At 43.2% G+C, this 14270-nt stretch carries 11 protein-coding genes and 1 riboswitch; of the genes, 3 read left to right on the plus strand and 8 right to left on the minus strand.

Translation table 11 applies throughout. The features are described from left to right. Positions 1-10 precede the first annotated feature (10 nt). On the minus strand, positions 11-1234 hold the full coding sequence (locus tag D1970_RS12305; protein WP_119113165.1) for a dicarboxylate/amino acid:cation symporter: 1224 nt from the start codon (positions 1232-1234) through the stop codon (positions 11-13). 483 nt (positions 1235-1717) lie between these two features. Between D1970_RS12305 and D1970_RS12310 the strand changes: the two genes are divergently transcribed. After that, complete coding sequence (locus D1970_RS12310; protein ID WP_119113218.1) at positions 1718-3067, plus strand: hemolysin family protein; 1350 nt, start codon at positions 1718-1720, stop codon at positions 3065-3067. 74 nt (positions 3068-3141) lie between these two features. Here D1970_RS12310 and D1970_RS12315 read toward each other — a convergent pair whose 3' ends face one another. The 4 genes from D1970_RS12315 to D1970_RS12330 form a co-directional block, all read right to left on the minus strand. After that, positions 3142-4944, minus strand: coding sequence for a TIGR04190 family B12-binding domain/radical SAM domain protein (locus tag D1970_RS12315; protein ID WP_119113166.1), 1803 nt, complete (start codon positions 4942-4944; stop codon positions 3142-3144). A gap of 230 nt (positions 4945-5174) precedes the next feature. Beyond that, on the minus strand, positions 5175-5537 hold the full coding sequence (locus D1970_RS12320; RefSeq protein WP_119113167.1) for a hypothetical protein: 363 nt from the start codon (positions 5535-5537) through the stop codon (positions 5175-5177). 120 nt (positions 5538-5657) lie between these two features. Beyond that, positions 5658-5981 carry a quaternary ammonium compound efflux SMR transporter SugE gene (gene sugE / locus D1970_RS12325; RefSeq protein ID WP_119113168.1) on the minus strand — a complete coding sequence of 108 codons (324 nt, stop codon included), beginning with the start codon at positions 5979-5981 and terminating at the stop codon, positions 5658-5660. A gap of 69 nt (positions 5982-6050) precedes the next feature. Then, positions 6051-6146: riboswitch (guanidine-I (ykkC/yxkD leader) on the minus strand. A 45-nt stretch (positions 6147-6191) separates the two neighbouring features. Then, entirely contained in the window at positions 6192-8549 is a 2358-nt protein-coding gene (locus D1970_RS12330) for a sensor domain-containing protein (protein ID WP_119113169.1), read from the minus strand. 315 nt (positions 8550-8864) lie between these two features. Here D1970_RS12330 and D1970_RS12335 point away from each other — a divergent pair, with 315 nt between their 5' ends. Continuing rightward, positions 8865-9425 carry a DUF3939 domain-containing protein gene (locus D1970_RS12335; RefSeq protein ID WP_119113170.1) on the plus strand — a complete coding sequence of 187 codons (561 nt, stop codon included), beginning with the start codon at positions 8865-8867 and terminating at the stop codon, positions 9423-9425. Between the two features lie 55 nt (positions 9426-9480). On the opposite strand, the gene D1970_RS12340 is transcribed toward D1970_RS12335, so the two are convergent. Together D1970_RS12340 and D1970_RS12345 are read right to left on the minus strand one after the other, a co-directional pair. Next, entirely contained in the window at positions 9481-10398 is a 918-nt protein-coding gene (locus tag D1970_RS12340; RefSeq protein ID WP_119113171.1) for a cation diffusion facilitator family transporter, read from the minus strand. Between the two features lie 104 nt (positions 10399-10502). Beyond that, positions 10503-11900 carry a SpoVR family protein gene (locus D1970_RS12345; RefSeq protein WP_119113172.1) on the minus strand — a complete coding sequence of 466 codons (1398 nt, stop codon included), beginning with the start codon at positions 11898-11900 and terminating at the stop codon, positions 10503-10505. A gap of 200 nt (positions 11901-12100) precedes the next feature. Between D1970_RS12345 and D1970_RS12350 the strand changes: the two genes are divergently transcribed. Next, on the plus strand, positions 12101-12349 hold the full coding sequence (locus D1970_RS12350; RefSeq protein ID WP_119113173.1) for a YhdB family protein: 249 nt from the start codon (positions 12101-12103) through the stop codon (positions 12347-12349). A 57-nt stretch (positions 12350-12406) separates the two neighbouring features. Here the strand turns inward: D1970_RS12350 and D1970_RS12355 are convergent, their stop codons facing one another. Beyond that, a complete protein-coding gene (locus D1970_RS12355; RefSeq protein WP_119113174.1) occupies positions 12407-14149 on the minus strand; it encodes a phospho-sugar mutase in 1743 nt (580 codons plus the stop codon). Positions 14150-14270: the final 121 nt, after the last annotated feature.

A 14270-nucleotide genomic window follows, 5' to 3' on the forward strand; every position in this document is an offset into this window, starting at 1 on the left:
TGAGCAATTTTTACGCTGCCCGTTCCAGCCGCCTATTCTCTGATTCAGCCACAATGACTGCACATGCTGCATCTCCGGTGATGTTTACAGCAGTCCTGGCCATATCAAGGAGACGGTCGATACCGAGGATTAAGCCAATTCCTTCAACTGGAAGGTTAACAGAGTTCAATACCATCGCAAGCATAATGAGTCCTACTCCTGGTACACCAGCCGTTCCAATGCTCGCAAGGACGGCTGTCAAAACGACTGTTGCAAGTTCCATTAATGTCAGGTCAACTCCGTATACCTGGGCTATGAAGATTGTCGCTACCCCCTGCATGATCGCAGTGCCATCCATATTAATTGTGGCACCAAGAGGCTGGACAAAGCTTGATATAGGTTCCGGTACCCCCAGGTTTTTTTGAGCCGTTTCCATTGATATCGGAAGTGTTGCATTGCTGCTTGAAGTACTGAATGCCACCCCCATAGCCGGTGAAAACTGTTTAAAAAACCAGACTGGATTCTTTCCTCCGAGAAAAAATACCGTTGAGCCATACGTAAGGACTGCATGCAGGATCAATGCTCCAATCACTACAATCATATATACGCCCATTGCTTTAATCGCATCGAATCCCTGGCTTCCAATTGCTGTGGCGATTAGGCCAAACGTCCCGTACGGGGCAAACCTCATAATTAGCTCCACAAGATACATCATCAGGTCATTGCCTTGTTCAACGAGACGGTAAATACCTTTTGTCCTGTCTCCAAGAGCCGTCAGGGCCACTCCGATAAAGAGGGCAAACACAATGACTTGAAGCATGTTTCCAGTTGTCAGCGCCTCAAATGGGTTTGATGGAATCAGATTCAGGAACGTATCACTAACAGGCGGCGCCTCCTTTGCTTTGAATTCTGCACCGCTCGTATCGAAGTCTCCCATAAGCCCTGGCTTGATCACACTGGCCAGTGACAGTCCAATAATGATTGCGATTGCGGTTGTCCCTAGGAAAAAACTGATGGTTTTAAGACCAATCCTTCCAAGTTTTTTTGGATCTCCGAGCCCTGCCGTACCAAGAATAATTGAAAAGAGCACAATCGGTACAACCAGCATGCTGATCAAATTGATAAATACTTTCCCAAGGGGTGTAAATAAAAATTTATCAAGAATAGAAAATGTTTCCGGCGAGAATACATTAAGAATCAGCCCTGTCAATGCGCCAAGGCCGAGGCCTAACAGGATTTTTGTTGTCAGCTTCATCTCCCTACCCCCAAACAGTTTTTTTATTTGACTAACCATACCCCATGAGCGCCTTCTTTAAACCTCTGAATCAAGATAGATCGCTCCCTGCCAAACTCTTTATTCTCCCTGTCTTTCCATTCTCCTCCTTCATACAAACAAAGGCTTACACATATACATATACTGTCACCATGCAGATTTATACTAACCGGAACGTGTAACTGTATGGTATAATTAATGTTAATTTATAAAATGCTGAGGTGATATGATGGGTTTTTCTATCGTATCGATGTAAAAACACCGGTTTGACTGCCAAGAAGGCGCTTTTTTGCAGAGATGCGGACATTGGCGGAATACATTAAGATTTTTTGAATTCCATCCTTTTGGGAGAAAATAAAATTTGAGAAACACAAAATTAGAACTTGTAAGGAAATGGGTTTTAATTTTAAGTTTATCGGGAGGTGACACCTTACCTGCAGGTTTTTGCAGGATAAGGGAACTTATTTGGACATATTGAACTTGGTTTGGATAGCCATTTTGATTGCTTTAACGGCATTTTTTGTCGTCTCGGAATTTGCGATTGTTAAAGTGAGAAGTTCAAGAATCGACCAGTTAATTGAAGAAGGCAACCGCAGTGCAATCGCTGCGAAGAAAGTGATTACAAACCTCGATGAGTACCTGTCTGCCTGCCAGCTTGGGATTACAGTTACAGCACTTGGAATTGGGTGGCTTGGAGAACCGGCCATTGCACAAATACTTAAGCCTGTTTTTAAAGGCTTGAACGTGCCTGAGTCTCTATCGCATCCCCTTTCAGTGGGGGTAGCCTTTGCCGTCATTACTTTTCTGCACGTTGTAGTTGGCGAACTGGCCCCCAAAACGCTGGCGATCCAGAAAGCCGAATCCGTGTCGCTGTACACTGCCCGGCCGCTGATCCTGTTTTACAAGATCATGTACCCATTTATCTGGGCCCTGAATGGATCTGCACGGATCATGACAAGCCTTGTCGGTTTAAAACCTGCTTCTGAACATGAACTGGCCCACTCTGAGGAAGAACTTCGAATCATCCTTTCCGAGAGCCTGAAAAGTGGTGAAATAAACCAGTCAGAGTTTAAGTATGTAAACAAAATCTTTGAATTTGACAATAGGATAGCCAAAGAGATCATGGTGCCTAGAACCGAGATTGTTTCGCTTTCTCAGGACGATACCCTGGAAACTTTCCTTCAGACAGTCCAGGATGAAAAGTTTACACGATATCCAATCATTGATGGCGACAAAGACCATATCATTGGCCTTGTTAACATTAAGGAAGTCATGACAGACTTGGTCCAGAAAAAAGATATTGCAAACAAATCGCTTTCTGGCTATTGCCGTCCGATCATCCGGGTTATTGATACCATTCCGATACACGAACTGCTTGTAAAGATGCAGAAAGACCGGATCCATATGGCCATATTGATGGATGAATACGGCGGAACTTCAGGGCTTGTAACAGTTGAGGACATCCTTGAAGAAATTGTTGGTGAAATTAGGGATGAGTTTGATATGGATGAAGTCCCTGAAATCAGAAAATTGAAGGATGACCATTATATTATCGAATCTAAAGTCTTGATTGGAGAAGTCAATGACCTTCTCGGAATCGAGATTGATGATGAGGATATAGATACGATCGGCGGATGGATGCTGACAGAAAATTATGATGTCAAGCAAGGCGACACCATCGTTTTCAGCCATTACCATTTTAAAGTACTCGAAATGGAAGAACATCACATCAAGTACATCGAGGTAATAAAAAATCAGGAAATTGAAGAGCCTGAAGAAAGCTATAATATCAGCCAGACACAAGTGCTCTCCTAATATTGCACAATGAGAAAAGCTCCAGGCCATGGCCTGGAGCTTTTCTATTCAAGCCGCCTATAATGGCGGTCCTTTTATGTTCTGCTGGTCTTTGACAAGTTGGCCAACCACTCTGTAGAGGCATTGTACTTCGCTTTCAGGCTGACTGCTTTATCTTTCACCAACAGTTCAAGGCCAATGGCGGTTAATGAGAAGATATCCGCAAAATTCTTTTGTACTTCCCACTTCAGCTCGTGGCTGCCGCAAATGCTGTAATTATTGACTTCTTCCATTTCCCGGCTGAGAATTTCCAGTTCTTTCTCTTTTTCAAGTTTAGGCATTGCCATGATTTTATCGATTCTGTCAATATAAACCAGTGACTTTTCAATCTTGTCGTTGACATCCTTGAATGTCTTGTTGTCGATTAATTTGTATTTTAATTTGAAGCTGTTTAATTTTACAGCCGATTCGTATGTGGAACGAACAATCTCATCCCTCGTCATATAATCGGTTTCGAAGCTCAGCATATACTTCCATGATGGTTGGGTAATAGCCTCGCGGTGTTCTTCAAGCGTATTGCAGAATTTTTTATAGCCAAATTTCTCTGGATTCTCAAACGCAGGACTAGCTGGGTCAAGAAAAGGTGCAAGCGGTGCAACAAAGTAGGATAGTCTTCGATCTTCGCCGCAGGCAAGATGGATCTGTTCACAGAAATCCACATTTTTCAATGCACTTTGATAGTCCTGATGCGGAATCCCGACCATGAAGAAGATATCAATCTTCGAGCATTTATGCTTTAATGCAAACTGCAGCGTATTGATAACCTTCTCGTTCGTACAGTTGAACTTTCCGTTAAAGCGCCTGATTTTCTCATCATGCGTTTCAAGTGTGAGTTCTATGCTGTATTTCGGCACAGCTTTTTCAATTTTTTCGAAGTACTCTTCATTGGCATATTGGAACAATTCGAAGACCAGTTCGTTTTTCAGATTGATTTTGCTCAGCCTGTCGAAAAATTCATCAACATATGCTTTTCCAGCCTGGCGGATATCATGGAGAATGAAGATAGGCGCACGGCTGAATCTCTGGATAAACTGAATATCCTCGACCAGCTTCTTTGGAGACCTTGTTGCAAGTTTCTTGCGGTTGCAGTTTTCCTCGTACGACTTCCTGGAACCCCCGCAAATCAGACACCCTTGAGTGCAGCCTTTCGCAGTCAGGATTGCCGTGTTGGGATATTGTAGCCAACCATTGTAAGGCAGCGGATCAAGAAAGTTTTTGTACTTAAAAACAGACTTAATGGTATACCTGTAGCCGGGAATATCAAACTCATCAAGGCTGTCCGGCACATGCGTCAGCGGGTTATAATTTGGCTTCCCGTTCTCATCTTTCCATGTAAGGTTTGGAATACCTGATGGGTGATGCATACCGGATTTAATATTATTCATAAGAAGCAGCATCAGCTTTTCTGTTGTATCTCCCCTCAGAACATAATCTATGAAAGGATATTCAATCAGTTCCTTATGATAATAGGTTGCGGACAGACCGCCAAACACCATTGGCGTATCCGGATGAAGCTTCTTGACGATTTTGGCAAGTTCAATGCTGCCATGAGCATGAGGAAGCCAATGCAAATCGATGCCGAAAGCCTTGGTCTTAATTTTTTTCAGCTTCTTTTCTACGTCAAAATTTTCATCCATCAGCATCCTGTTTGCAATATTGATGATTTTAACCCGCAGCCCGCTTCTTTCAAGATACTCGGCAATGCTTGTGAGGCCGATTGGGTACATTTCAAATACTGGAGAAGAAGGAACAACGTCACTTATAGGACCTGCAAGCAGGGCATTTTTCCGGAAATCATACACACTTGGTGCATGCAGAAAAACCAAATCGTATTTCAAAGGAATCACCTCGGGCATATTTTCTGTTAATCTAGGAGTATAGTATTATCTTAACTCCTCTTTTCACTGTCTAATACTTATAAAGGGAAATTTTTTGTGAACAAAATCACTAATCTTAAACAAAAGTGGTTGCAGTGCATATGCATTGCGGGTTACACCAATTATGAACAATTTGTAACAAGCTCAACGGAAAAATAAAAATGAAAAAAGCTGCCAATAAAGCAGCTTTTTCAATCAGGTTTATCTTCTTTTATTATGAGCATATCCTCTTCCATTCTCCCGAGCTTTAACAAATGGGAATCGAGACGCTGATGAATGGTCCGAAGCTTAGCAATATTTTTCTTTTCAAAACTGTCCACAATTTCTTTCAAAACCTTTTCAATCCTTGTACTTTGCAGCTCTTCAAGTCGTTCCAATGTCTCTTTTATATCAGAAATGTCTATCTGGTTCGACGTTACCCTGTGCTCGATACTGTCAACCTTTTCAAGACGGTCAAGCCTAGATTGAATGCCTTCAACCTTATCACTCAAAAGTTCTATACCTTTAATGGCTTCTTCCAGCATTGAAATGACCTGCTCATTGTTATTATCCATTGTTTGGCTCCCCGCTTGTTGGTTTCCACTCATTTTAACATCATTTTTCTTATTGTGATGTTACAAATAAAGCAACAATGTTTTTGACTATATATACCAAAGCAGGCCCGCCTGCTAGTTTTACTGTGTTCCCGAAGTCGCCTTTAGTCCGATTATGCCAACGAGGATTAATCCTACGAACGCCAGGCGGAGCATTGATTTAGGCTCACCGAACAGAATAATGCCAAGGATGACGGCACCTGCTGCGCCAATCCCAGTCCATACTGCATAGGCAGTGCCAATCGGGAGTGTTTTGACTGCAGCCGAGAGAAAGTAGAAACTTATGATCATCCCGACAACCGTAATGACAGATGGCCACAGCTTCGTAAATCCTTCTGTATACTTTAACCCTATTGACCATACTACTTCAAAAAGCCCTGCTATGAAAAGTAAAACCCATGCCATATTCTTTCCTCCCTCAATATAATTAAAACGCCGATAACAAAAAAACCTGGGGATATCAAACAAACTGATATCTCCCGGGCTTTTATCCCTCCGTGTACGCAGCGCCTGCCGCGCGCCCCCTCTCGGACCAGCCGGAATTACCGCGGAACCCTAGGGGACTTTACATCAAGCATCTTAGCATACGAATTTTTCACAGTCAATGCAAACGGATTATGCGAAAACTGCCTCCTCATTCTCAAGGATTTTCTCGAATTCTTTTGCAGGAATCGGAGGCGAATAGTAGTAGCCCTGCATTTCATTGCATCCAAAGGCTTTTAGCAATTCTATCTGCCCCTCTGTTTCAACTCCCTCGGCAATAACCTTAAGCTTTAAGTTATTTGCCATAGATATGATGGTCGAGATAATCTCGCTGTTTTCATGCGATTTTTCAATGAAGGATCGGTCTATCTTCAGCCGGTCAACCGACATTTTGCTTAAATAGCTGAGTGAGCTGTAGCCAGTCCCAAAATCGTCGATGCTCACTTCAACGCCGATCTTCCGTAAAGCCTGCAGTTGTTCATTGATGAGCCGCTCATTTTTAATCATGATGCTTTCAGTTACTTCAATCTCAATAAACTCACCTTTCAGGCTATGCCTTTTTAAGCTGTCTTTCATATATTTAAAAAAGTCATCCTGATAAAAATGAATAGTCGATATATTAATGGACGTCCTCATCGTCTCAAGGCCTCTTCTTTTCCAGGCTGCAATGTCCCCGAATACTTTTTCGATAATGACCCTCTCAAGTGGAACAATCAAGTTGGCTTCTTCTGCAACCGGGATAAAGACATCAGGAGGGACTGCCCCCTGCCCTTTACGATTCCAGCGTGCCAGGGCTTCGGCGCCGATGATCCGACGCTTTTCTACATCATATTTAGGCTGATAATATACCATTAGACCACCATTTTGGACGGAGTTGCGCAAATCGTTTTCCAGTTCAAACTTATACAGTGACTGGTCCGCAAGCCCTCGGTCAAAAAAACAATAGGTATTACTCCCATTTTGTTTTGCCTTGTACATGGCAAGATCGGCAAATTTCAGCACCTCATCAGGATTGCTACTGTCACCGGGAAAATGTGCGATTCCCATGCTTGCTGTAATGAGGAGCTCTATTCCTTGGATAGTGATGGGTTTTTGGAAAGCTGAAAGAATATTCTCCGCCAGCTGTTCAATATTCTGCTGGTTAGGTACAATGAGAGCAAACTCATCCCCTCCAAGCCTCGCAAGAAGAGTTTCTGCCGGAATGAATCCTGCTAACTTTCGGCTGATACTGGCAAGTATTTCATCGCCAAATGAGTGCCCAAAGGTATCATTGATCCTTTTAAACCGGTCAAAGTCAAGATACAGTATGGAAAACGGCTTCTGTTCTGTATGGTAACGCCCCATGACATTTTCCATTTGCCGGCGGTTAGCAAGGTTTGTCAGTTCATCATGATAGGCAAAATACTCTATCGTACTTGCGGCTTGTTTCTGTTCAGTAATATCCCGTATGATTCCAAATACACCCGCAGTATCTCCATTTACGATAATTCTGGCAGCTGTAATTCTGACTTCAATTTCTTTTCCATCAGGTCTACTTAGCTTTGTTTCAATATTTTTGGCTACTCCGCTGACAACTCCTCGAAAGAAGCTCTTCAATTTCCCTTCTTCTTCTTCGTGAATTAACTGGTGAAAATGAAGTCCGACCAGCTCGTCATTCGAATAGCCTGTCAGAAAAACCGCCTCTTTGTTAGCATTCAGTATCTCCCCTTTTAAATTCAGACGAAAGATGGAGTCAGGATTATGATTAAAAAGGGACAGATGGGATTGCACCTGCTTCATAAGCAGTTTATCGCCAAAAAGGTCTGGTACAAGCATAAACAATAGGTTGAATAGAGCAGTGAAAATAAACGGGGTAACAAGACCGTCACCATCATATCCTGCGGGCGGCTCTATTACTGAAGCCAAAAGGATGTATGGGATGCCGGCAAGGGAGAACCCTCCTAGAAGGCAACCAACATATTTCCACCTTTTCACAAATTCATAAAGATCCTCGTTGGTAATCTGTATAAGGAACCTGAGCCAGGAAAATGCTGCCCACAGCACCAGCAGGCCGGACAATAAAAACAGACCGGGCCTTAAACTGGCGGACTCTTTAAAAATCATTGAAAAACCTACATAAACCGCGATAACCGTACTCGTTCCGATCAAAAGGCTTATCAGGATAAATCCTCCTGTACCAGCAGAGTTTTTCTGTGCAAGGAACAGGACAATAAAAGATCCTCCGGTACAAAAAATAAAGAATAGAAAAAAATACAAATAATAATTAATATCAGCAAAAGGGATTCCTGCTGAGACAACCATAAACAAATGCGTAAGTGAAAACGATAATCCAAGGAAAATGGAAAATAAGAACAGGGAAGATTTTTGCCTGCCCTCTTGTTTTTTTTCAAGCCTGCTGAACTCAATCGCCATGGTGCTGCTGATTATGGAAAAAATGATCGTTAGGAGCACACTGTTGCTGTCGAAAATATAAAACCGGGGAAACACCATATTACCCCTCGCTTCTAAAATTAAAGTGTAGTGATTGGTCAAAATATATCTCAAAAATAATCAGCCTGGCATAACGAATCAGATATCTACTGAATTTTTAGTTTTTTCAGGCATATATATGCCTTTTTATGCCAAGCTTTAGTATAATAAAAGTAGGAAGTCATTCCCCAACTCCCCAACAATATCCCACACATTACTGCCTGCACTTATTTTATCGACAAAGAGCTGTATAGTTTAAACAGTGTTTCTCAAATTCTTTCCGGCCATCAAGGTTCTTTTCGCCTGCTATTAAACGGGTAATAAGGAGGTGGCACCATGAAAAGAACATATTTTAAAGGCTATATGGGTATGGCAGAAACACTGGAAAGCTGTGCCCTCATCCTTCGTTTTTTCCGGGAGCCTGCCAGCAAGACTAAAGATAAGAAGCGCACCACGGAACAGGCTGTTTCCTGGCCTGTGATTGAAGCAACAGTTGATGATGTAAGACGGGCGGTCCGCAAATTCTCTGACAGCCTGCCAAAAGGTGTGTACAGGACCATCCTTGTCAAGGAGGACAACAGCCTTGACTTTGAACAGCTAGCCCCTTATCTGAAAGGTATTCCTGACCGTCCCTACTATATGTCTAGGGAGACCTATGATATTTTCGAGGAAAAAGATAAGGCCATTCCTCCTGTAATCGACAAAGTCCAAAGAGCTGTAGACCTTTATGTAAAAGAAAACAAACAATACCCTATGCTTCCTTTCGATCCCCTTCACAGGGTAAATTATTATCAGCTTTTGCATGGTCATTATCTTGACGAGATCCCTGGAATCGAACTTTATATTACAAACTATGATGGCTTGATTACCCATATAAGACCAAGAAAAAGGGCATAGGATAGTAAAAAACACCACAGATCATGAGATCTGTGGTGTTTTTTCTGTTTGACAATCAGTTGCAGGTTCCATGATGGCTTGGGCAGCCGCTCTCTTCCCTCTCCACCTGTATTGTACAGTGGTCCAGGCCAAACCTGTCATGCAGCAATGTTTGTGCATCATAAAGTACTTCGTCATGATCTCCGTATACTGCAATGCACAGATGGCAGCTTAGCATCGGCACTCCTGAAGTGATGGACCATATATGCAAATCGTGGACGTCTTTCACATGAGGCAGTTCCAATAAAGCGGGCTTAATTTCGTCAGGGTGCAATTGTTCAGGAACACCCTCCATCAGGATATGAAACGAGTCCTTCGTCACCCTCCATCCGCTGATAAGAACCAGCACTGCTACAATGACACTCGCAGCAGGATCGGCGATGCCCCAGTCAAAGAAATATATCAGAAGCGCTGCCGTAATAGCGCCGACAGATCCCAGCATATCGCCAAGCACGTGCAGGAATGCACTTCGGACATTTAAGTTATCATCCTTGTCGCCACGCATCAGAATCCACGCTGCTGCAATATTGACCAGCAGGCCCGTTATCGATATTGCCAGCATTCCGAGACTTTGGACCTCTGGCGGTTCAAGGAAACGGCGATAAGCCTCAAAGAAAATATATAATGAAATTAAAATCAGGGTAAGCCCGTTTAACGCAGCAGCTATTATTTCAAACCGCTTGTAGCCATAAGTTTTGGAACTGGTTGCTTTCCTCTCACCGAGCTTGATTGCGAACAAGCTTAAGCCTAGCGCCGCTGCATCACTCAGCATATGGCCCGCATCCGAGAGAAGTGCAAGGCTGTTTGTCATCAAGCCCCCAGCCACTTCAACAACCATGAACGCAGCAATCAGGATGAATGCAAGAAATAGTGCTTTTTTATTATTGGTATGATGGTGATCATGGCCGTGGCCATGCGAGTGTCCATGTCCCATGCGGATCCCTCCCTGTATTCTTATAATTAATTATGATGAATACAGGGAAAAGGTTCAACTTAAAAGTAAAGCGCTAATTGAAAAAATAAAAATCAGCCAGAACTCTACAAGTATTTCCGGTGGATTCCCTTCCCGTCATAGGAAAAAAGCATTGGGCGCCCCTCAACCATTGTCTCAAGATGCGTCTTCCTCCCCCAAAGCTGATTGATATATGGGAGTACTTTCTCAAGGTATTTAATATCAAGCTCAATATCCTCAAAGCCATGCCTGATATAAAGCTCCCCATTTTTCTGATAATCTCCGTCAACCACAGTGAGGTAGGGAAACCCCCCATTAACCCGCATTCCAACTAGCTGGTCACGAATATTTTCCCATTCCTTGTCGACAACTTTATATTCTTTCCCTTGTTTTTGAAAAAGGTACAAATCTTCACGCATGACCAAGTCTTTCGTCAAGTAATTGCGAAGGAAGGAAATATCCGATTCAATTTCGCGCACTTCAAACATTTTTTCCCGTCCGCTGCCTGGCTGTACGCCACGCCTTTTCATTTCTTCATCCGGATTGTCGAACCTTTCTTCAATATCTTCAAAAATTTTCAATCCAAGGTAATAAGGATTTATTCCTGTTTTGGACGGCTGGACAACGCCTGCGTTCAATTTCGCAAATTCGATTGCCTCCCCTGAAGTCAAGTCCATTTCCCTAAGAATCCGCTGATGCCAGTAAGAAGCCCAGCCCTCATTCATAATTTTCGTCTCCAGCTGCGGCCAAAAATAAAGCATTTCTTCTCTCATCATTGTAAGAATGTCACGCTGCCAGTCCGAAAGTTCCCTGCTATAGCTCTCAATGAAAAGAAGCAGGTCCTTTTCAGGGCGCGGAGGAAACTTCTTCTTTTTCTTCACTTCTTTTTTTTCTTTTGTCTCTCCAATGTTCCATAAGTCATCATATTCGCTTGCCTTCCTGCCTTCTTCTTCATAATCTTCTTCATCCATACTCCATGGAAGCTTTGGGCGCATCATTGATGGATCGATATGTTCCTCAATCGCAAGCACTGCATCCAGGAAAGTTTCCACTTCCTGCTTGCCATGTTCAACCTCATATTTTCTGATTCGTTCTGCTGTTGCCGCCATGCTTTCGACCATATCTCTTTTTGTGTTTTGAAAGCGCACATTATTCTTGAAGAAGTCGCAATGTGCCAGCACATGGGCAACAATCAGTTTGTTCTGGATCAGCGAATTGGAATCAAGCAGAAAGGCGTAACAAGGATTTGAATTGATGACAAGCTCATAAATTTTTGACAAACCAACATCATAATGAAGCTTCATTTTATAAAATTGTTTCCCAAAACTCCAATGTGAAAAACGGGTCGGCATTCCATATGCTCCAAATGTATAGATAATATCGGCAGGGCAAACTTCATAGCGCATCGGATAAAAATCCAGCCCAAAACCTTTTGCTATCTCGTTTATCTCTGCAATGGCCCTTTCGAGCGACTGATTATTCATGGGCACCCGGCTCCCCCTTCCTCTTCTTACCTCAATGTATGAAGTAAATTACGGAAAGATGAGTCAGCACGTATCCGCCTTGGGCGATTTATACGGGTAAATATTTCATTGCCCTTAAAACAGGGGAGACCAACATTTACTGCGGGAATTCCAGTTCCAGCTCCATATAATAGAGCTAACTCCTTTAAGGAGGTTGGCCAATGAACAAAGATGAATATGACCGTGCTCTTTACTATACCCACCGGTCTCAATGGGATAATTTGCTAATCCTAATGGTCAGGACAGACGATCATTTCTTGGCAAAGAAGATACAGCTTTTTCTGCACGCTTACCATTTTGAAACAGACTATACTATCATTGAAAAGCATCTGTATGGTTTGCTCCGTTATATCGACCATGCCAACAGTGCTTCAGGCTACGACTTGGAAACAGCCCTGACAGGAATATGATGGCCTAAATTGGCGTAAAAAAATCCGAAGGCGGTAGCCTTCGGATTTTTGCTGTCATTATTCATTCCCTGATTCCATCTTTACTTTGACGATATCCATAAATCGGCGTTCCAATTCCTGCAGCTTTTCCCGGCTTTCTGCAAGACTTCCGGCATTCACACCAAAATAAAATTTGATCTTTGGTTCTGTACCGGAAGGTCGAAGGCACATCCATGAACCATCCTCAAGAAAATACTTCAATACATTGGATTTTGGAAGACCGATTTGCTGTTCACTTCCATCAGCGTTCCTGCGGATACCTGTCAAATAATCCTCTACTGCTGCTACTTTTACATCACCCACGATAAGCAGCGGCTCAGAACGGAAGGCACCAAGGGTTTTAGCAATTTGTTCTGCTCCCTCTTTCCCTTTTAAGGTCAATGAACGAAGCCCTTCCTGAAAATAGCCGTACTGCTCAAAGATGCTAAGTAGCGCTTCATACAGCGACATTCCTTTTTTCTTATAGTAGGCGCATACTTCCACCGCTAACAGGGCCGCCTGGACAGCATCCTTGTCACGGGAAAAATCTCCGATCAGGTAGCCGTAGCTCTCTTCATATCCAAATAGGAACTTGTAGCTTCCATCCTGTTCATACTCCTTGATTTTCTCGGAGATGAACTTGAAGCCTGTCAGTACGTCTTCGGTTTTAACTTCATGCGCCTCGCCAATCTTTCTTCCAAGCTCCGAGGTCACAATGGTTTTTAATACAATTGGATTCGCCGGAAGGGTCCCCTTCGCTTTTTTCTCAGTCAGAATATAATGGAGCAGGAGAGCGCCTGTCTGGTTTCCGGTTAGAAGGATATACTCCCCTTTTTCGTTTCTAACAGCAATGCCAAGGCGGTCGGCATCCGGGTCTGTTGCAATCAGGAGGTCGGCTTCGATTTCCTTGCCATCCCTGATTGCCAGTTCGAATGCAGCCGGTTCTTCAGGGTTGGGACTCTTTACTGTTGAGAATTCAGCGTCAGGCAATTCCTGTTCCTTGACCACACTGACATGCTGGTATCCCATTGAAGACAGGCCGTTGCGGACAGGGATATTCGCTGTGCCATGCAATGGTGTAAACACCACTTTCACATCTGTTTCCCCTGCTAGCCATGGATTTTCCGATATTGTCATCAGTTTCTCGAGGTAGGCTCTGTCCACTTCCTGGCCGATCATGACGATTAATCCTTTTTCCTTTAGCTCCTGCTCTTCAAGAACATCAATCGCAAGCTCATTTTCAATTTGATTTACTTTTTTAATCACTGTGTCAGCACTTTCCGGGGGAAGCTGCCCTCCGTCCTGCCCATATACCTTATATCCATTGTACTCCGGCGGATTATGGCTCGCTGTGATGACAATCCCGGAGAAAGCGTGAAGATGCCGGACAGCAAAGGATAGTACAGGAGTTGGCCGAAGCCCTTCAAAGACATATGTTCTTATTCCTCGGGAAGCAAGCGTCTTTGCTGCTTCCATTGCAAACTCGGGCGACTTATGGCGGGAATCATAGGCAATGGCCACTCCCCGCTGTTTCGCTTCGAGCCCGTTTTCTTCTATGTAGGCAGCCAGTCCTGCAGATGCTTTCCTGACAGTATATATATTCATCCTGTTTGTTCCTGCCCCGATTTCTCCACGCATTCCGCCTGTACCGAACTCAAGGTCTTTATAAAATGCTTCTTCCAGCTGATTTTCATTAATAGATTTTTTATTAAGCTCGGCCTTCAGCTCTTCATCGATTCCTTGAAATTTAAGCCAGCGTTCCGCTTTTACCTTCCAATCCATTGAATGACCTCCCAATAAAATGATGTTTTGTCCCTCCATTATAATACAATAAGTGAATGAAAGAAGATGTTTATTCTATTTTGCTGCTAGACATGCCTATTCATGTCATTAATATTAAACA

It is taken from the genome of Mesobacillus zeae, from assembly GCF_003570705.1.
Taxonomy (GTDB): Bacteria; Bacillota; Bacilli; order Bacillales; family Cytobacillaceae; genus Mesobacillus_C; species Mesobacillus_C zeae.

Bases quoted from the DNA above. Each gene is read 5' to 3' on its own strand.
- D1970_RS12305 (WP_119113165.1), bottom strand. From the start codon at position 1,234: ATGAAGCTGACAACAAAAATCCTGTTAGGCCTCGGCCTTGGCGCATTG.
- D1970_RS12330 (WP_119113169.1), bottom strand. From the start codon at position 8,549: ATGGTGTTTCCCCGGTTTTATATTTTCGACAGCAACAGTGTGCTCCTA.
- sugE (WP_119113168.1), bottom strand. From the start codon at position 5,981: ATGGCATGGGTTTTACTTTTCATAGCAGGGCTTTTTGAAGTAGTATGG.
- D1970_RS12345 (WP_119113172.1), bottom strand. From the start codon at position 11,900: ATGAATAATCAGTCGCTCGAAAGGGCCATTGCAGAGATAAACGAGATA.
- D1970_RS12340 (WP_119113171.1), bottom strand. From the start codon at position 10,398: ATGGGACATGGACACTCGCATGGCCACGGCCATGATCACCATCATACC.
- D1970_RS12335 (WP_119113170.1), top strand. From the start codon at position 8,865: ATGAAAAGAACATATTTTAAAGGCTATATGGGTATGGCAGAAACACTG.
- D1970_RS12355 (WP_119113174.1), bottom strand. From the start codon at position 14,149: ATGGATTGGAAGGTAAAAGCGGAACGCTGGCTTAAATTTCAAGGAATC.
- D1970_RS12350 (WP_119113173.1), top strand. From the start codon at position 12,101: ATGAACAAAGATGAATATGACCGTGCTCTTTACTATACCCACCGGTCT.
- D1970_RS12320 (WP_119113167.1), bottom strand. From the start codon at position 5,537: ATGGATAATAACAATGAGCAGGTCATTTCAATGCTGGAAGAAGCCATT.